The 17738-nt window shown below is 66.1% G+C and carries 15 protein-coding genes; 5 read left to right on the forward strand and 10 right to left on the reverse strand.

The window, feature by feature from the left end; translation table 11 throughout:
- Positions 1-12: 12 nt before the first annotated feature.
- Positions 13-1431 (reverse strand): aldehyde dehydrogenase family protein, encoded by a 1419-nt coding sequence (locus G5S35_RS28230; RefSeq protein ID WP_183039557.1) that lies wholly within the window; start codon positions 1429-1431, stop codon positions 13-15.
- A gap of 99 nt (positions 1432-1530) precedes the next feature.
- On the opposite strand from G5S35_RS28230, the gene G5S35_RS28235 reads away from it, so the two are divergent.
- Entirely contained in the window at positions 1531-2481 is a 951-nt protein-coding gene (locus G5S35_RS28235) for a LysR family transcriptional regulator (RefSeq protein WP_065060463.1), read from the forward strand.
- A 6-nt stretch (positions 2482-2487) separates the two neighbouring features.
- Here the strand turns inward: G5S35_RS28235 and G5S35_RS28240 are convergent, their stop codons facing one another.
- The gene (locus G5S35_RS28240; RefSeq protein WP_183039558.1) at positions 2488-3795 is read right to left on the reverse strand and encodes an MFS transporter; all 1308 of its coding nucleotides are present in this window, start codon (positions 3793-3795) and stop codon (positions 2488-2490) included.
- The gene (locus G5S35_RS28245) at positions 3792-4982 is read right to left on the reverse strand and encodes a M20 aminoacylase family protein (protein ID WP_183039559.1); all 1191 of its coding nucleotides are present in this window, start codon (positions 4980-4982) and stop codon (positions 3792-3794) included. The genes G5S35_RS28240 and G5S35_RS28245 overlap by 4 nt, the downstream gene beginning before the upstream one ends.
- Positions 4983-5218: 236 nt before the next feature.
- Between G5S35_RS28245 and G5S35_RS28250 the strand changes: the two genes are divergently transcribed.
- Positions 5219-6184, forward strand: a complete 966-nt coding sequence (locus tag G5S35_RS28250; RefSeq protein ID WP_183039560.1) for a LysR family transcriptional regulator — start codon at positions 5219-5221, stop codon at positions 6182-6184.
- A gap of 268 nt (positions 6185-6452) precedes the next feature.
- Here the strand turns inward: G5S35_RS28250 and G5S35_RS28255 are convergent, their stop codons facing one another.
- The 4 genes from G5S35_RS28255 to G5S35_RS28270 all read right to left on the reverse strand — a co-directional run bounded on the left by G5S35_RS28255 (position 6453) and on the right by G5S35_RS28270 (position 11832).
- A complete protein-coding gene (locus G5S35_RS28255) occupies positions 6453-7052 on the reverse strand; it encodes an outer membrane lipoprotein (protein WP_082991950.1) in 600 nt (199 codons plus the stop codon).
- 167 nt (positions 7053-7219) lie between these two features.
- Positions 7220-9271: an elongation factor G gene (fusA, locus tag G5S35_RS28260; RefSeq protein ID WP_183039561.1), complete on the reverse strand. Its 2052-nt coding sequence runs from the start codon at positions 9269-9271 to the stop codon at positions 7220-7222.
- A gap of 213 nt (positions 9272-9484) precedes the next feature.
- Positions 9485-10258, reverse strand: a complete 774-nt coding sequence (locus tag G5S35_RS28265) for a slipin family protein (protein WP_183039562.1) — start codon at positions 10256-10258, stop codon at positions 9485-9487.
- Positions 10255-11832, reverse strand: a complete 1578-nt coding sequence (locus G5S35_RS28270) for an NfeD family protein (protein WP_420874538.1) — start codon at positions 11830-11832, stop codon at positions 10255-10257. Before G5S35_RS28270 ends, G5S35_RS28265 begins: the two co-directional genes overlap by 4 nt.
- A gap of 356 nt (positions 11833-12188) precedes the next feature.
- Between G5S35_RS28270 and G5S35_RS28275 the strand changes: the two genes are divergently transcribed.
- Both G5S35_RS28275 and G5S35_RS28280 read left to right on the forward strand, forming a co-directional pair.
- Positions 12189-12713 carry an SRPBCC family protein gene (locus G5S35_RS28275; protein ID WP_197520333.1) on the forward strand — a complete coding sequence of 175 codons (525 nt, stop codon included), beginning with the start codon at positions 12189-12191 and terminating at the stop codon, positions 12711-12713.
- 80 nt (positions 12714-12793) lie between these two features.
- Positions 12794-13915 (forward strand): NADH:flavin oxidoreductase/NADH oxidase, encoded by a 1122-nt coding sequence (locus tag G5S35_RS28280; protein ID WP_183039564.1) that lies wholly within the window; start codon positions 12794-12796, stop codon positions 13913-13915.
- Between the two features lie 40 nt (positions 13916-13955).
- On the opposite strand, the gene G5S35_RS28285 is transcribed toward G5S35_RS28280, so the two are convergent.
- Complete coding sequence (locus G5S35_RS28285) at positions 13956-14960, reverse strand: zinc-binding dehydrogenase (protein ID WP_183039565.1); 1005 nt, start codon at positions 14958-14960, stop codon at positions 13956-13958.
- The gene (locus tag G5S35_RS28290; protein WP_065060470.1) at positions 14957-15481 is read right to left on the reverse strand and encodes a lactoylglutathione lyase family protein; all 525 of its coding nucleotides are present in this window, start codon (positions 15479-15481) and stop codon (positions 14957-14959) included. The genes G5S35_RS28285 and G5S35_RS28290 overlap by 4 nt, the downstream gene beginning before the upstream one ends.
- 105 nt (positions 15482-15586) lie before the next feature.
- On the opposite strand from G5S35_RS28290, the gene G5S35_RS28295 reads away from it, so the two are divergent.
- Positions 15587-16468: a LysR family transcriptional regulator gene (locus G5S35_RS28295; protein ID WP_065060471.1), complete on the forward strand. Its 882-nt coding sequence runs from the start codon at positions 15587-15589 to the stop codon at positions 16466-16468.
- A gap of 25 nt (positions 16469-16493) precedes the next feature.
- Here the strand turns inward: G5S35_RS28295 and G5S35_RS28300 are convergent, their stop codons facing one another.
- Positions 16494-17726, reverse strand: coding sequence for an acyl-CoA dehydrogenase family protein (locus G5S35_RS28300; protein WP_237181545.1), 1233 nt, complete (start codon positions 17724-17726; stop codon positions 16494-16496).
- Positions 17727-17738: the final 12 nt, after the last annotated feature.

Raw genomic sequence — 17738 nt, forward strand, 5'->3', positions numbered from 1 at the left:
CCGGCACGCGCATTACGCTGCGATCACCGCCTTCGGTTCGAGAAACGCTTCGAGTCCGGCCACGCCATATTCGCGTCCGATGCCCGATTGCTTGAAGCCGCCGAACGGCGCCGCCGGTTCGTGCGCGAGCGTGTTGACGAGCACACGGCCGGCCTCGATGCGCGCGGCGACCGCGTTCGCGCGCGCCGTATCGGCGGAACAGATATAGGCTTGCAGCCCGTACGGCGTGTCGTTGGCAATCTCGATGGCGTGCTCCGTATCGCGGTACGCGATGATCGCCAGCACCGGCCCGAAGATTTCCTCGCGCGCGATCGTCATGGCATTGGTCACGCCGCTGAATACGGTCGGGCGCACGAACCAACCCGTGGCCGCGCCTTCGGGCCGCCCCTCGCCGCCCGCGAGCAGACGCGCGCCTTCGTCGATACCCACGCGGATATAACGTTGCACGCGCTCCCACTGCTTGCGACTGACCATCGGGCCGATGCTCGTGCGCGGGTCGCGCGGATCGCCCGACTGAATCCCGGCGACGGCGTCGACGATCTTCGCCTCGAATTCCGCCAGACGCGCTTGCGGCACCAGAATGCGCGTGCCCGCGATGCAGGCCTGACCGCTGTTCATGAAGCCCGCCTGCAGCGCGAGCGGCACGGCGAGGTCGAAATCGGCGTCGTCGAGCACGATGGTCGGCGACTTGCCGCCGAGTTCGAGCGTCACGCGCTTGAGCGTCTCGGCACCCGTGCGCAGGATCGATTTGCCGACCGCCGTCGAGCCCGTGAACGAGAGCTTGGCGACGTCGGGATGCGCGCTGATCGTCGCGCCCACGGTATCGCCGCGCCCGGTGACGATGTTGAACACGCCCGGCGGCAGACCGGCTTCGTGCAGCGCCTCGGTCACGATGCGCGTTTGCATCGCGCTCATTTCGCTCGGCTTGACGACGGCCGTGCAGCCCGCCGCGAGCGCGGCCGCGAGTTTGCCGCAGATGAAGCCCGCGTTGCTGTTCCAGGGCGTGATGAGCCCGGCCACGCCGAGCGGCTGCATCGTCACCTCGGCCGTGCCGGCGCGACGCGTGAACGCGTACTGTTCGAGCACGTCGGCGGCGTCGCGCAGCACGTTCGAGGCGTGCTGCGCCATCCAGCGCCCGCGCGAAACCGGCGCGCCGTATTCCTCGACGATCGCTTCGAACAGCGCGTCTTCGCGCGTCAGCACGGCCGCGTGCAGACGGCGCAGCATGGCGACGCGTTCGTGCTGCGGCGTGCGCGAAAAGGCCGAAAAGGCGCGCTTCGCGGCGGCGACGGCGGCGCGCGCGTCCTCGGCGTCGGCGAGGCGCACGTGGCCGATCACCTGCCCGGTGGCGGGGTTGAAGAGTTCGAACAGCTCGCTGCCGTGCGGCGTGACGAACGCGCCGTCGATATAGATGGTGTCGATGACCTGCATGGTGGCTCCGGAAAACGTGGCGACCTGCACACGATAGGGCGACGCGATTGATCCGACTAGCCGTACAATCGAGGACGAGTCATTGAGCAATTTAGGATAATGAAGACATCGGGACTGGGCGAACTCGAAGCCGTGCTCGCGGTGGCGCGCCACCGCAGCTTTCGCGCGGCGGCCAACGAACTGGACGTGTCCACCTCGGCGCTGAGCCATGCCGTGGCGGCGCTGGAGGCGCGTATCGGCGTGCGGCTGTTCAATCGCACCACGCGCAGCGTGGCGCTGTCCGAAGCGGGCGCGCAGTTCGTGGACAGCGTCACGCCCGCGCTGTCCACCATCCGCGAGGCGATCGAGCAGGCGGGCAGCTTTCGCGACACGCCGTCGGGCACGCTGCGCATCAATACCTCGCTGGGCGCGGCGAAGCAGGTGATGCCGGTGTTCGTCGAATTTTTGCGGCGCTATCCGGAGATGAAGCTCGACATCGTCACCGAAGGGCGGCTCGTCGACATCGTGGTGGACGGTTTCGACGCGGGCATTCGCCTCGCCGACACCGTGCCGCAGGATATGGTCGCGGTGCCGTTCGGCGATCGTCAGCGTTTTACGGTCGTCGGCAGCCCGGCGTATTTCGCGCGCAACCGCAAGCCGCGCGTGCCGATGGATTTGCGCGCGCATCGCTGCATTCGCGCGCGTATGCCGAGCGGCACGATTTATCAGTGGGAATTCGAGCGGCGCGGAGAAAGCGTGCGGATCGACAGCGAAGGCGCGATCACGCTCGACGACGCCGACCTGATCCTGCGTGCGGCGCGCGCCGGCTTGGGGCTCGCGTATCTGACCGAATGGAATGTGGCCGAGGATCTGGCGCAGGGCACGCTGGTGCGCGTGCTGGAGGGCTGGTTGCCGCCGCTCGACGGTCTGTGTCTGTACTATCCGAGCCGGCGGCATGCGCCCGCGGGATTGCGGGCGCTGGTGGAGACGATCCGCGAGTTTGCGGAGGTGGAGAGGAAAGCGTCGAAAGCAGGGAAAGCGGACGAACGCGCCCGCCAACCCCGCGCTTGATCCACTTTAATCGAGCACCTTGTTACCCGTCTCTTCGAACATCGACACGGCGATCAGCGAAATCGCCACGCAGCCGATCATGTACCACGCGGGCGCCATTTTGCTGCCCGTTTCGCGGATCAGCCAGCTCGCCACGAGTTGCGCCGTGCCGCCGAAGGCCGACACCGCAATCGCATACGCGCTCGACATATATCCGGCGCGCAGATGCTTCGGGAAATTCTCCGGCATCAGCGCATAGGCGGGCGCGCTGCCCATCGTGTAGCAGAGCATCAACACGATCAGCGCGGCGAGCACCACGGGCAGCGACGGATAGTGCGTCATGATCCAGAACGCCGGATAGAGCAGCACGATCAGCGCCACGCGTCCGATGATCGTGAGCGGCTTGCGGCGGCCCATGCGATCGGACCACGCGCCGTAGATCGGGCACATCACGAGCGAGATCGTGCTCGACGCCACGCCCGCGAGCATCGACATCTTGCTCGGCAAGCCAAGGTACTGGATGCAGTAGGTCGGCATGTAATACATCATCACGTACGTCGCCACCGACATGCCCATGATCGAGAAGATCGTGAGGAACCAGTTGCGCACGTAGAGGCCGCGTTTCGGGTCGTCGCGACTCGCCAGCGCTTTGGGCGCGGGCGGTTCTTCGCGAATATGGCGGCGCAGATAGATGCCGACCGGCGCGATCAGCGTGCCGACGAGAAACGGAATGCGCCAGCCCCAGCTATGCATCGTGTCGGCGGAGAGCAGAAAGCCGAGGCTCGCCGCGAGACCCGAGCCGAGCAGCGCCGCCGCGCCCTGGCTCGCGAGCTGCCAGCTCGCGCGAAAGCCACGGCTGGCGTTGCCGCCCATTTCGAGCAGCGTCGCTGTGGCCGCGCCGAATTCGCCGCCTTGCGCGAAGCCCTGCAACAGACGCGCGGCCACGATCAGCACCGGCGCGGCCAGGCCGATCTGCGCGTACGTGGGCGCGAGACCGATCGACGCGGAACCGATCGCCATCAGCAAAATGGTGAGCGTGAGCGCCGGCTTGCGGCCCGCGCGGTCGGCGTAGCGGCCGAGCACGATGCCGCCGAGCGGACGCATCACGAAGCCCACCGCGAACACCGCGAACGCGAGCAGCGACGAGGTGATCGGATCGTCGGCGGGAAAGAACTGATGACCGATGGTGAGCGCGAAATAGCTGTAGACCGTGAAGTCGAAGAATTCGAGCAGATTGCCGATCACCGCCGCGAGCACGATCTTGCGTTGCTGGCCTGACGTCATCGGCGGCGCGTCGGCCTCGTGCGGGGAAAGCGTGGAAGTGCTGGCGGTCATGCTGGGGCCTTGGCGAGGTAGCGTTCGACGAGTCGCGTCCAGAACGCGGCGCCGATCGTGAGGTTGTCGTCGTTGAAGTCGTAGCGCGGGTTGTGCAGCATCGGCTGGCCTTCGCCGTTGCCGAGCCGCACGAAACAGCCGGGGCGCTGTTGCAGGTAGTACGCGAAATCCTCGCTGCCCGCGATGGGCGGGAACGGCGCGATCACGCGTTCCGGACCGACCAGTTCCTCCGCGATTTCGCGCGCGAAAGCGGTTTCGGCTTCGCTGTTCACGAGCACCGGATAGCCGCGGATAAAGTCGATGTCCGCCGTCGCGCCATACGATTGCGCCTGCGCATTCACCACCGCGCGAATGCGCGCTTCGAGCGTTTCGCGCACGGTCGGCGAGAACGAACGCACGCTCATTTCGAGCACGGCGCTTTCGGGAATCACGTTGGCCGCGTGGCCCGAATGAAACGAACCGACCGTGATGACGGCCGCTTCGTTCGGATCGACGTTGCGCGCGACCACCGATTGCAGCGCCATCACGATGCTGCTGCCGACCACCACGGGATCGACCGCGAGCTGCGGGCGCGCCGCGTGGCCGCCGCGTCCGTTCACGCGCACCTTGACCGTATCGCAGGCGGCCATCAGCGCGCCCGAGCGGAAGCCGAACGTGCCGACGGCCACGCCCGGATGATTGTGCAGACCGAAGATCGCATCGCAGGGAAAGCGCTCGAACAGGCCGTCGGCGAGCATGCGCACGGCGCCGCTGTCCGAACCGGCTTCCTCGGCGGGCTGGAAAATCAGGTGCACGGTGCCGTCGAAATTGCGCGTCTTCGCGAGTTGCTGCGCCGCGCCGAGCAGGACCGTGGTGTGGCCGTCGTGGCCGCACGCGTGCATCTTGCCGTCGTGGACGCTGGCGTAGTCGAGGCCGGTCTGTTCGTGGATCGGCAGCGCGTCCATGTCAGCGCGCACGCCCACGGTGCGCGTGCTCGTGCCCGACTTGAGCGCGGCCACCACGCCGTGGCCGCCCACGTTGCGCGTCACCTCGTAGCCCCACGATTGCAGCTTGTCGGCGACAAAGCGCGCCGTATCGGCCTCCTCGTACGACAGCTCGGGATGCTGGTGAATGTGATGACGAATCTCGTCGAGTTGCGCGCGGGCATCGGCCAGGTCTTCGATCTGGCAGTAACGGCTGTCGCTCATGGTGCGGGGCTCCTCCTTGTTGTGCGGGATGCAGGCGGCGTCGATGCGGATGGCGCGTCGCGCGTCGCCTTGCGAAAGGCTTGCTGTAAAGGACAAGCCCGAGTATTGCATCGACGAAAAACTCGACCGATGACTGAAACGCGTCGAAAATGTTGCTTTCAGGTCAACGATTCGCGCGGCGTGGCGGATTAGACGCGCATGCAGCCGGTGTGAAAGTAAAACGAAAGGAGCGCGACATGAGCGCGACGGAGAACGGCGCGGAGCCGCTGGCGGAACGCTGGATCGACGAAATCGGTGAAATCGGCGAGCGCACGCTGCGGTATCTGGCCGAAATCGCCGCGAGCGGCGGCGTGCGCATGGCCGCCGAAACGCTCGGCGTGAACCCGTCGGTCATCAGCCGGCAGGTGGCAGCGCTGGAGCGGCGGCTGCGTTTCCCGCTGATCGAGCGGCGCGGCCGCAACGTGGTGGTGACGGAGATCGGTCAGGTGCTGATCGACCACTACCGCGACAGCCAGCGGCGTCAGCGCGACCTCGCGGCGCGGCTGGAGGAGTACCGGCAATTGCGGCGCGGACGCGTGGCGCTCGGCGTGGGCGAGGGGTTCGTCGGCAATCTGATTGCGCGCGCGTTGCAGCGTTTTTCGATGACGTATCCGGACATTCTTGTCGAGATCCGTTCGGGGCCGACGCCTGTGGTGCTCTCGCTGGTGCGCGACGATGTGGTCGATATCGGCCTGTGCACCCGCACCGCGGACGATCCCGCGCTGCGCATTCACACCTTTGCGTCGAAGCCGCTGTGCGCCGTGGTCGCGCCCACGCACCGTTTTGCGAGCATGGCGAAGGTGGCGCCCGAAGCGCTCGCCGAAGAGCGGCTGATTTTCATGCGCGAGGCGTTTGGCGTGCAGCAGATCGTGCAGTCGCTATTCGACGAGGTCCGGCTCAATGTGATTCCGGCCTATCGCGTGGATCTGTTCCATACGGCGCAGACGCTCGCGGCGGGCGGACTCGGCGTGGCGTTCATGTCGTCGATTACCGCGCGGCGCGGCATCGAACTGGGCGAACTGGTGGCGGTGCCGATCGATCATCCTATCGCGGCGGGCTTCGGCAGCCAGATGATGGCGCGCGTGGGGCGGCGGTTGTCGCCCGCGGCCGATCATCTGTGGAAGCAACTGGCGCGCAGTTTCGTGCAGACGACGGGGAAATAGCGGGAAAGCGTTGCAGCTGGAAATGCTACTAACGGTCAGTCGCTCCTTCAGCCCTGGAACGGAATTTTCGCTCGCCGCACGATTTTCGACTCACGCGCTCGTTCGCTAATGACGAGCAAGTGAGCGGCGCGAAAAATAGCACGATTTTTTCTATCGGTGCTATTTGATTCGACATCCGAATGAACGGAAAAAGGCGGCGCGAGTCATGCGCCGCCTTTTCATTCGGTTATTCAAATATCGCTGCAATCAGGCAATCAATTCCGCGCAATCAATATCGCGAAAGCTGGCTGCCATTCATCTGCACATGATCGCCGGGGCGCAGATCGCCGGGCGTCGGCACATTGAACGAGCGCATCGAACCGTCGCTGACCTGCACGTCGATTTGATACGACGTGGGCTGTGCCCCCATCTGCTGACCGATCTGATTGCCCGCCACCGCACCGCCCAGTGCGCCGATGACGGTGGCCGCATCGCGGCCATGACCGCGCCCGAACTGATTGCCGATCACGCCGCCGAGCACCGCGCCCACCACGGTGCCTGCAACACCGGAAACCGGCGACGCGCTGCTGACCGGACGCACATTCGTGATCGTGCCGTATTGATTGCCGTATTGGTTGCCTCCGTTGCCATACTGGCCGCCGTTCTGCGTGTCATAAGCCGGTGCGGGCGGCGGCGGCGGTGCGTAAACCGGCTGCTGCACGGTCGCCGGTTGCGCATAGACGGGTTGTGCGTACGCGGGTTGCTGCGCGTACTGCCCCGAATAAGTCGAGCCATAACCCGGACCATATCCGGGCGCCACGCAGGCGGTCAGGGAGAGCGTCGTGACGGCGGCAATCGTCGCAAGAAAGACGGATTTCGTAGTGAGCATCGGCATGGTGTGATTCCCGCATCGGCTTGCGAAATGCGCCGATGTCAATGTGAAGAGCGAATGCGCCGGAGTATAAGGAATGCGCGTTCGCCCGTCCGATGCCGCCGGGTAACAACGTGTAAAGTCTGTTGCCGGGTCAGCGGGGGAAATCACAAATGGGACGCCGTTTATTCGTCGTTGCCGCCGCGGCTCTTGTGTTGCGCGGCGAGTTTGTCCTGCTGCGCGGGCGGCACCGGATCGTAGTGACTCAATTGGATGCTGTAATTGCCGTTGCCGCCGGTCAGCGAATTCAGGCGCGACTGATAGTCGTTGAGTTCGGCGAGCGGCACTTTGCCCGCGATCACCATTGCATTGCCGCCCACGGTGCGCGTGCCGTGCAATTGCCCGCGACGCGACGAAAGATCGCCGATGATGTCGCCCATCGACGTCTCCGGCGTCATCACTTCGATATCGACAATAGGTTCGAGCACGATCGGCTGCGCTTTCAATATGGCGTCGATAAACGCTTTGCGTCCTGCCGTCACGAACGCCACTTCTTTTGAATCGACCGGATGGCTCTTGCCGTCGTAAACGGTCACGCGCAGGTCCTGCATCGGAAAGCCCGCGAGCGGGCCGCTCTCCATCACCTGCTGAATGCCTTTTTCCACGGCCGGAATGTATTGCGTGGGAATGGCGCCGCCTTTCACGGCATCGACGAATTCAAAACCCGCGCCGCGCGGCAGCGGCTCCACGCGCAGCATCACTTCGCCGAATTGCCCCGCGCCGCCCGTCTGTTTCTTGTGACGGCAATGGCCTTCCGCCTTGCCGCCGATGGTCTCGCGCCACGCAATCGTGGGCGGGCGCGTGATGACTTCGAGCTTGTGCTGTTCCGTGAGCCGTTCGAGCATGTAGCGCAGATGCAGTTCGCCGAGCCCGCGTACGACGGTTTCGTTCGTGCCGGCAGGGTGGCTGATCGACAGGCAGGGATCTTCGGCGGCGAGCTTTTGCAGCACTTCCCAAAGGCGCTGTTCGTTGCCGCGCCGCGCCGGTTCGATCGCGAGTCCGTAAATCGGATTCGGAAATTCGAGCGGCACGAGATGCACGTTGCCGTCTTCGGGCGCGTCGTGCAACACGGTGTCGAAGTCGATGCCGTCGGCCTTCGCCACCGCGCAAATATCGCCGGGACCGGCGCGCGGCACGTCGGTATGGTCCTTGCCTTGCAGCCGCCACAAATGCGCGACCTTGAACGGCTGGCGGCCATTACCGACATACAACTGGCTGTCACGCGCGACCGTGCCCTGATGAATGCGAAACACGGCCATTTTGCCGATATACGGATCCATCACGATCTTGAACACATGCGCGAGCACATGCCGCGTCGCGTCGGGTTCGGGCTGCACGATCTCGGTCTTGCCGTTATGGGTCTCACGATAATAGAGCGGCGGATTGCCTTCGGTCACATTCGGCAGCAGGCGCACGAATACGTCGAGCAATTGCTCGATGCCGGCGCCCGTGGCCGCCGACGCAAAACACACCGGCACGAGATGGCCTTCGCGCAGCGCGCGTTCGAAGGGTGCGTGCAATTGTTCGGGCGTGATGGCCTCACCCTGTTCGAGATACAGCTCCATCAGTTCGGGATCGAGTTCGATCACCTGATCGACGAGTGCATTGTGCGCCGTCTCCACGGCATAAAAATCGGCCTCGCCGGCCGGATTGAAAAAGCAGTCCACCACTTCACTGCCGCCTTTTGCAGGCAGATTGATCGGCAAACAGTTTTTGCCGAAACGCTCCTGAATATCGGCGAGCAGACCGGGCAGATCGACTTTCTCGCCGTCGATGCCATTCACGACGATCATGCGGCAGAGCTTGCGCCGCTGCGCGTAATCCATCATGCGGGCCGTGGTCATTTCAATGCCGTTGCGCGCATTGATGACGATGGCCGCCGTTTCGACGGCGGGCAACGCGCCGATGGACAGTCCCGCGAAATCCGGATAACCCGGCGTATCGACGAGATAGACGCGCGTGTCCTGATGATGAAAGTGCGCGACCGTGGAATTGAGCGAGTGATGATATTTGCGTTCGAGTGCGTCGTAATCGCAGAGCGCCGTGCCGCGACTCACGCTGCCTGGCGAGTGCAATGCGCCGCCGCGATGCAGGAGCGCTTCGGCAAGCGAAGTCTTGCCGCATCCGGCGTGGCCGACCAGTGCGATCGTGCGGATGGCTTCGGGACTGTAATCCATGATCGCCATCGTCCTGTAGAGGCGTGTTGGGGCATTATTGGCGAAATTTCTCGCGCTTGCCAGCGTTAGCGAAACGCGTGCACGCGCGCGCCCGGTTCGTTGCAGTGCAGTATTTCAGCGCCTTTTTTCAGGGGTTTTTCGTGCAAAACGCTCGCGCATGCGTTCACCGCTCGTGCGTGTGCGATGCAATAAAGTTAGCCACGCGCAATATGTCTAGCGCTCGCGCGGCGGCCCCATCCGATCGAGTATCGCGGTCAGCAGATCGACAGGCAACGGAAATACGATGGTCGAATTTTTGTCGGCGGCAATCGTGGTGAGCGTTTGCAGATAGCGCAACTGCATGGCTTGCGGCTGCTGCGCGAGCCGTTGCGCGGCCTGCAGCAATTTCTCCGAAGCCTGTAATTCGCCTTCGGCGTGAATGACTTTCGCGCGGCGCTCGCGCTCGGCTTCGGCCTGACGCGCAATCGCGCGAATCATCGTTTCGTTGAGGTCGACGTGCTTGATTTCGACTGTCGACACCTTGATGCCCCACGCGTCCGTTTGCGAGTCGAGCGTCTTCTGGATATCGGCGTTCAGTTGCTCGCGCTCGGCCAGCAGCGCGTCGAGATCATGCTTGCCGAGCACCGCGCGCAATGTGGTTTGCGCCAGTTGACTCGTCGCTTCGACATAGCGCGCGACCTGTATCACGGCCTTTTCCGGATCGACGACGCGGAAATACACCACGGCATTCACTTTTACCGAGACGTTGTCGCGCGTAATCACGTCCTGCGAGGGCACGTCGAAGACCACGGTCCGCAGGTCGATGCGCACGGCCTGCTGCACCACGGGAATGATCAGCACGAGACCCGGCCCTTTGACCTTCCAGAAGCGCCCGAGCATGAACACCACGCCGCGCTCGTACTCGCGAAAAATGCGGATCGACGAGACGGCCAGCAAGACGACGAGCACAGCGAGCAGGCTCGAAAATCCAAACGTGTAGCCGATCATGTCGATTCTCCTCGCGATGGCGGCGGCCCGTTCGCGTCGTGTAGCGGCACGACGCTCAGCGTCAGGCCGCTGCGCGCGGTCACGCGGACCGGCGTGCCCGCCGCAAGCGGAAGCGCGCACGTCACGCGCCAGCGTTCGCCGTGCACGCGCGCCCAGCCGTCGGCCGTTGCGTGCGGGGTGGGGGATCGGTTGGCGGCGTCGACGTTCAGGCCGTCGTCGAGAATTTCACCGAGGCTGCCAACCAGCGCTTCCGCGCCCGTCACCACGGGCCGTTTGCGCGCGCGCAGCGCGACGCTCGACATGAGCGCGACCAGCGCCGCGCCGCCGAGTGCGAGACCGGCGATGAGCGGCAAGGGCACGCCGTAGCCGGGCACGTCGGTGTCGATCAGCATGAGCGCGCCGATCGCGAACGCCACGATGCCGCCGAAGCCGAGCACGCCGAAGGTCGGCAGGAACGCCTCGGCGACGAGACACGCGAGGCCGAACAGGACGAGGCCCAGGCCGGCGTAGTTCACGGGCAGCATCTGCATGGCGAACAGCCCCACGAGCAGGCAGATGGCGCCTGCGACGCCGGGCAGCACGAAACCGGGATTCGCGAATTCGAAGAAGAGGCCGTAGACGCCGATTGTCAGCAGAATCAGCGCGACGTTGGGATCGGCAATGATCGAGAGGAAACGGTTGCGCCAGTCGGGCGCATAGTTGACGAGCGGTGCGTGCGCGGTCGCGATGCGCACCATGCCGGCGGCGGTCGCGACCACGCGTCCATCGGCTTCGCGCGCGAGATCGGCGGCGCTGGGCGCGATCAGGTCGATCACGTGTTGCGCGAGCGCCTCGCTGGCCGAGAGGCTCACGGCTTCGCGCACGGCGCGTTCGGCCCATTCGGCGTTGCGGCCGCGCAGTTGCGCGAGGCCGCGAATGTAGGCGGCGGCGTCCTGGGTGGCCTTGCGGGTTTCGGTGGAGGCCGTATCGGTGGGCAGCGCGCCTGCGTTGCCCGATGCCGGGCTGGCCGCGCCGGGCAATGCGGGCGCGCCTGCCGGACCCGGCGCGCCGCCGCCGATCTGCACCGGCGACGCCGCGCCGAGATTGGTGCCCGGCGCCATCGCCGCGAGGTGGCTCGCGTAGACGATATAGGTGCCCGCGCTGGCCGCGCGTGCGCCGCCAGGCGCGACATACGCGGCGACCGGTACGGGCGAGGCGAGGATCGCCTTGATGATCTGGCGCATCGAGGTGTCGAGGCCGCCGGGCGTGTCGAGTTGCAGGATCGCGAGCGGGGCGCGCTGGCGCGCGGCGCGTTCGAGCGTGCGCACGACGAAATCGGCGCTCGCGGGCCCGATCGCGCCATTCACCACGATCACGACGACAGCCGCTTGCGGGCGCGCGGGCGTTTGCGCGATGGCGACGGCGGCGGCGCACAGCGTCATCAGCGCGAATAGCAGCGCGAGAAACGAGGGTACGAGTGGAAATAGCGGCGATGCGCGCCGCCCGCTCCGCCGCGCAGGCGGACGATGCTGGTGAAACGCGCGAGACCGCCACGCGATACGCGCGACGTACTGCGCTGGACGATGAACACGCATCGGCTCGGCCGGGCAGCGTGGATCGCGCGCTGCCGGCTCGCAGGAAGGGCTTGGCCCGATTCATCAAGCTTACGCCTTTGGCGCGCAGCGTGGGGGCGGATCGAATTGTTTCGATATCCTGATCGAATTGCGCGGCGGACTTTCGTGCAGATTCGACGTGCCTTTTCGTCGGATGGATGGCGTGCGGCGAGCGTGTCATCCGTCCGGGTGCCAGCTTGAGATATCAGACTAGATGATGACTGAAATACGAAATCGGAATTGGATTTATTTCAGCGCAACGCCGATCATGACGTCCATGCAGCGCGAACGACTTCCCGTCCGCGCGTTGTCATCCCGCATCGAATGGAGCACACACCATGGCCGAACGTATGAACGCCATCATCTGGCCCGAAGGTTATCTGCCGGGCACCACCGAGAACTTCGCCTCGAATGAAATGATCGTCGCCGGCATTTCGGCGGCCGACGTCTGGCCGCTGCTCGCCGTTGCGCCGCGCTGGCCCGAGTATTACGCGAACTCGTCGGATATCCGCTTCTACGATGGCAAAGGTCCGGAACTCGAAACCGGCGTGCGCTTTTTCTTCCGCACGTTTGGCTTTCCGGTCGAGGGCGAGGTCACGGAATATGTGCCGCCCGCGCACGGCGAACCGGGCCGCGTGGCGTGGCACGGCTGGGCGGGCGAGGGCGATACGCGTCTCGACGTGCATCACGCGTGGCTCGTCGAGGATCTCTCGGGCGGCCGCGTGCGCATCCTCACGCAGGAGACGCAGAAGGGCAAGCCCGCCGTCGAGCTGGCGAACGCGCGTCCCAATCCGATGATCAACGGTCATCAGGAATGGCTCGACGGTCTCGTGAGCGCCGCACGCAAGGCGAAGCAAGGTTGAGCATGCCCGCGCTGCCGCGCGCAAATTTCGCCTACTGTTGAACGCGAGTTGAACGCGATTTCCTTTTCCGGAGGCGTCGTATGTCTGCACTGTTCACCCCGTTCAAACTGAAGGACGTGACGCTACGCAACCGCATTTCGGTGCCGCCGATGTGCCAGTACAGCGCGATCGACGGCGTCACCAACGACTGGCACTGGACGCACTATCCGACGCTCGCGCGCGGCGGCGCGGGACTCGTGATCGTGGAGGCCACGGCGGTGTTGCCGGAAGGGCGCATCACGCCGGGCTGCACGGGCTTGTGGAACGACGCGCAGGCCGAAGGCATGGCGCGCATCGCCGCGTCGATCAAGGCGGCGGGCGCGGCGCCCGGCATCCAGATCGCGCATGCGGGCCGCAAGGCGAGCGCGAATCGTCCGTGGGAAGGCGACGACCACATTCCCGCCGACGACCCGCGCGCGTGGCAGCCCATCGCGCCCTCGGCGATTGCGTTCGGCGCGAATCTGCCGCGCGTGCCGCGCGCCATGACGCTCGACGACATCGCGCGCGTGAAGCAGGCCTTCGTCGATGCGGCGCGGCGCGCGCGCGCCGCCGGTTTCGAATGGCTCGAACTGCATTTCGCACACGGTTATCTCGCGCAAAGTTTCTTTTCGATTCACTCGAACCAGCGCACCGACGCCTACGGCGGCAGCCTCGAAGGGCGCAGCCGATTTCTCGTCGAAACGCTCGCGGCGGTTCGCCAGGTCTGGCCCGAGAATCTGCCGCTGACCGCGCGTTTCGGCGTGATCGAATACGACGGACGCGACGAGGAAACGCTCGCCGAGTCGATCGAACTCACGCGCAAATTGCGCGGCGAAGGGCTCGATCTGCTTAACGTGAGCGTGGGTTTTTCGATTCCGGGCGCGAAGATTCCGTGGGGTCCGGCATTTCTCGCGCCGATCTCCGCGCGCGTGCGCCGCGAGGCGGGCGTGCCGGTGGCGTCGTCGTGGGGCGTGGATATTCCGCGCGTGGCGGAACGCGTGATCGCCGAGGAACAGATGGATCTCGCAATGATCGGCCGCGCGCATCTTGCCGATCCGCACTATCCGTACCGCGCAGCGCAGCACCTGAAGCTCGACCGGCCTTCGTGGGTGCTGCCCGCGCAATACGCGTACTGGCTCGAACGCTATCAGCCCGATCCGCAGGCGCGCGATTGCGGCGATTGAGCCGCGCCGCGCGAATCAGAGCAGGGGCGCGCGCATCGGCTTACTCCACCGCGACGAGCGCCTTGCCCGAGAACGCGCGATGACGCAGGGCGTCGAGATGCTCCGCGAGCGCGTCGAATGGCGCGATGTGCTGCGCTTCGGCCTGCAAGGCGCCGGTCGCGATGGCCGCGAGCATCGACTCGCCCGCTTGCGTGAGACGTTGCCAGGCGGCGTCATCGCCATAGACGTGCAGCGCGCCGAGCGCGACTTCGTGCACGGACAGCGTGCGCCCGAACGGCGGACACGGCGCGGTGTCGAGCCGTCCCTGAATGCAGACCAGATGGCCGTTCGCTTCCAGCACCGGTGAGATGCGCGCGGCGTGCGGCGCGTCCACGCTGTCGATCGCCGCGTAGAAGCGGCCCGCGTTGTCGTCGGCCCAAGTGTTGCCGTCGGCAAGCGGCCCCGGCACGCAGGCGTGCGCGCCCAGGCCCGCGAGGCGTTCGGCGTGACGCGGATGACACATCGCCGTCACCTCGAAGCCACGCTGCGCCGCCAGCTGAACGAGATACTGGCCGACCGCGCCGCCCGCGCCGGAAATCAGCACGCGTGCACCCGCGCGCAGCGGCAGCTTCTCGATCGCCAGCCACGCGGTGAGCGCCGGACACGGAAAGCTCGCCGCGGTGGCGAAGTCGAGCGCGTCGGGCACGCGCAGCAGCGCGCGCGCCGCGAGCGGCGTGAAGTGCGCGAAGCTGCCCGGCTTGTGCAGGCTCTGGTGATACGCCACGCGGCGCCCGAGCCATTCCGGCGCGACGCCTTCGCCCAGCGCCACGACCGTACCCGCGCCATCGACGCCCGGCACCTTGCCGCGCTGCCAGTTCACGAGGTCGCCGCCCAGCACTTTCCAGTCGACCGGATTCAGCCCGATCACCGCATTGCGCACCAGCACGTCGCCGGGCGCGAGCGCCTCGCGCGGCACGCTGCCCAGCGCGAGGCCGAGCGCATCGGGCGAGCCGCGCCACGTCCACGCGGGCCAGGTCGGCGGCACGGGCGTCGTCACGTCGCTCATGCCTTGTTGCCCGGCGTGTTGCCTTGATAAGCGCCCGCCGAGTAGGTCAGCTCATAGCTGTGGCTGTAGATTTCGAGGATGTTGCCGAACGGGTCCTCCATGTAGACCATGCGATACGGCTTTTCGCCGGGGAAATACTCGCGCACCGGCATGCGCTGCTTGCCGCCCGCCGCGACGATCTTCGCCGCGAGACCTTCGACGTCCGGATCCTGCACGCAGAAGTGGAACACGCCGGTCTTCCAGTATTCGAAATTGTTTTCGGGCTTCTGTGCGTTGCGGAATTCGAAAATCTCCACGCCGATGCGGTCGCCGGTCGACAGATGCGCGATGCGGAACGAGCCCCAGCCCGCGCCGAACACGTCCGTGCACATCACGCCGATGGCGCTCTCATCCTCCTCGATGGTGGTGGGCGGCATGATCAGATACCAGCCCATGACCTCCGTGTAGAACTTCACGGCGGCGTCGAGATCGGTCACCGAAAGACCGATGTGGGAAAAACTGCGCGGATAAACGATGCTCATGCTGATTCCTCGAAAAACGCCCGGCTGGCGGGCACCCTTCGAATCTTAGGCAGCGTGGCTATAATCGCAACGACGCTATTCTTATCATTTCGATAAATCTTCCTTATGCTGAATCCGCAATGGCTGCGCACCTTCGAGATGCTGGCCGACGTCGGCAACTTCACGCGCGCCGCCGAACGGCTCGGCATCACGCAGGCGGCCGTGAGTCAGCATCTGCGCCACCTCGAAGACCGGCTCGGGCTGCTGGTGTTCCGCCGTCCGCGCGGCATCGAGATCACGCCCGCCGGGCGCGCGCTGCTCGACTATTGCGCCGAACTCGAAGTGTCCGACCGCAAGTTGCGCGACCGCCTGGCCGCGCCCGACGCCGATGCGGGCGAGATCGCGCTGATCAGTCCGGGCAGCATCGGTCTGGCGCTGTATCCGCTGCTGCTCGACTTGCAGGCGGCGCATCCGGGGCTGTCGATCCGGCACCGTTTCGCGCCCGATTCCGAGGTGCTGGCGGCCGTGCTCGCCAATCAGTACGAACTGGGCCTGCTCACGCTCAAGCCCGACGACGAGCGCCTGAAAGCCACGCGTTTCGCGGAGGAGCCGCTCGAAATGGTGATTCCCGCCGGAGAAACGGTGCGGACGTGGGAGGATCTGGAGCGCATCGGTTTTGTCGATCACCCCGACGGCCTCGCGATGGCCAACCGTCTGCTGAGCCGCCGCTTTCCGGGCAACACGGGCGCGCGCGCGTTGCCGCGCCGCGGCTTCAGCAATCAGATCGGCCTGATTCTCGAACCCGTCGCGCGCGGTTTCGGCTTCACGGTGCTGCCGCGCTATGCGCGCCGCGCGTTCGCGCGTCAGGAGGCGATCGAAGTCGTGGAATGCGATGTCGCCGTGGTCGATACGCTCTGGCTGATTCATCGCGCCGAATGGCCGCTGCCGCGCCGCGCGCAGCGCGTCGTCGAATTTCTTTGTGCGCAGATGGCGGCCGCGGGCGGCTGAGTTTTACCGCCTGCTTTAACGCCGCTTATTTCAATGCCGCATTGAGCGCCGCGCGGCCCGCGCTGGTGCGCAGCAGGCTGTTCGACGGCGCGTGAATGCGCGCGCACAGCACGTTGCGATGATGCCGCTCCAGCGGATTGCGCCGCGTGATGCCGTGATTGCCCGCGAGTTCGAGCGCGGTCTGCACGGCCTCGATCGCGTTGTCCACCACGTTGTGCTTGACGAGCGCCGAGAGCGTGGCGGGCGCGTTGTCCGCGTCGATGGCGTCGGCGTGCGAGCGCAGCAGCCAGTCGCTGGTGGCGAGCCGCATTTCGATGCGGCCCACGCTCTCCTGCACCGTCGCGAGACTCGCGAGCGGCGCGCCGCCGAGCGAGCCGGGCGTGCGCGTGTTGATGAAGTCGAGCAGCCAGTCGCGCGCGGCGCGCGCCGCCGCGTCGTAAATCGTGGCGACGAGGCTGAAGTACCACGCCGTCGCGTGCGGATCGCGCTGCACGCCTAGGCTCGCGGGTTTCAGGCCCACGGCGTCGTCGAGCGGGATCGCCACGTCCTTGAACAGCACGTCGTGACTCACGGTGGCGCGCATGCCGACCGGGTCCCAGTTTTCGTCGATACGCACGCCGGGCGCGTCGCGCGGCACCAGAAAATGGCCGAGGCGCGGCTCGGCTTCGTCGGTGCGCGCGAGCACGCTGATCCACGCGAGCAGCGGCGCGCCGGTCACGTAGCGCTTGTGCCCCGTGATGCGCCAGTGCGCGCCGTCGCGCCGCGCGATCGTATCGGGCAGGCCGCCGTGCGAGGGCGAACCGAGCGCGGGCTCGACCTGCGCCGCGTTGATGAGCGCGCGGCCGTCGAGCGACGCGCGCGTGAGCCGCTGCGCAAGCGCGGGCGGCCAGTCGCGCACGCCGCCGCGCGCCGCCACGCGTGCGTCGTGCACGATCATCGCGTGATGGCTGTAGTGCATCGCAAGGATCAGCGCAACCGATGGATCGCCATAGGCGATTTCGCCGAGGATCGCGCGCGTGACGGCGAGGCCCGCGCCGTATCCGCCGTCCGCGCGCGCGATGTTCGCGCGCAGCAGGCCCGCTTCGCGCAGCGCCTGGAATTGCTCCTGGGGCGGCGCGCCGCTGCGGTCGTAGTCGTCGGCGAGATTGGCGAACACGCGGCCGAGCAGCGCCGCGCGCTCGATCAGCGCGGCGTGGGTGGCGCGTGCGGCGTCGTCGGCGGCGGAATCGAGCGCGGCGGCCGGAGTGGGGGCGTTCATATGCTTAGCCAT

This window comes from Paraburkholderia tropica (assembly GCF_014171495.1).
Classification (GTDB): domain Bacteria; phylum Pseudomonadota; class Gammaproteobacteria; order Burkholderiales; family Burkholderiaceae; genus Paraburkholderia; species Paraburkholderia tropica.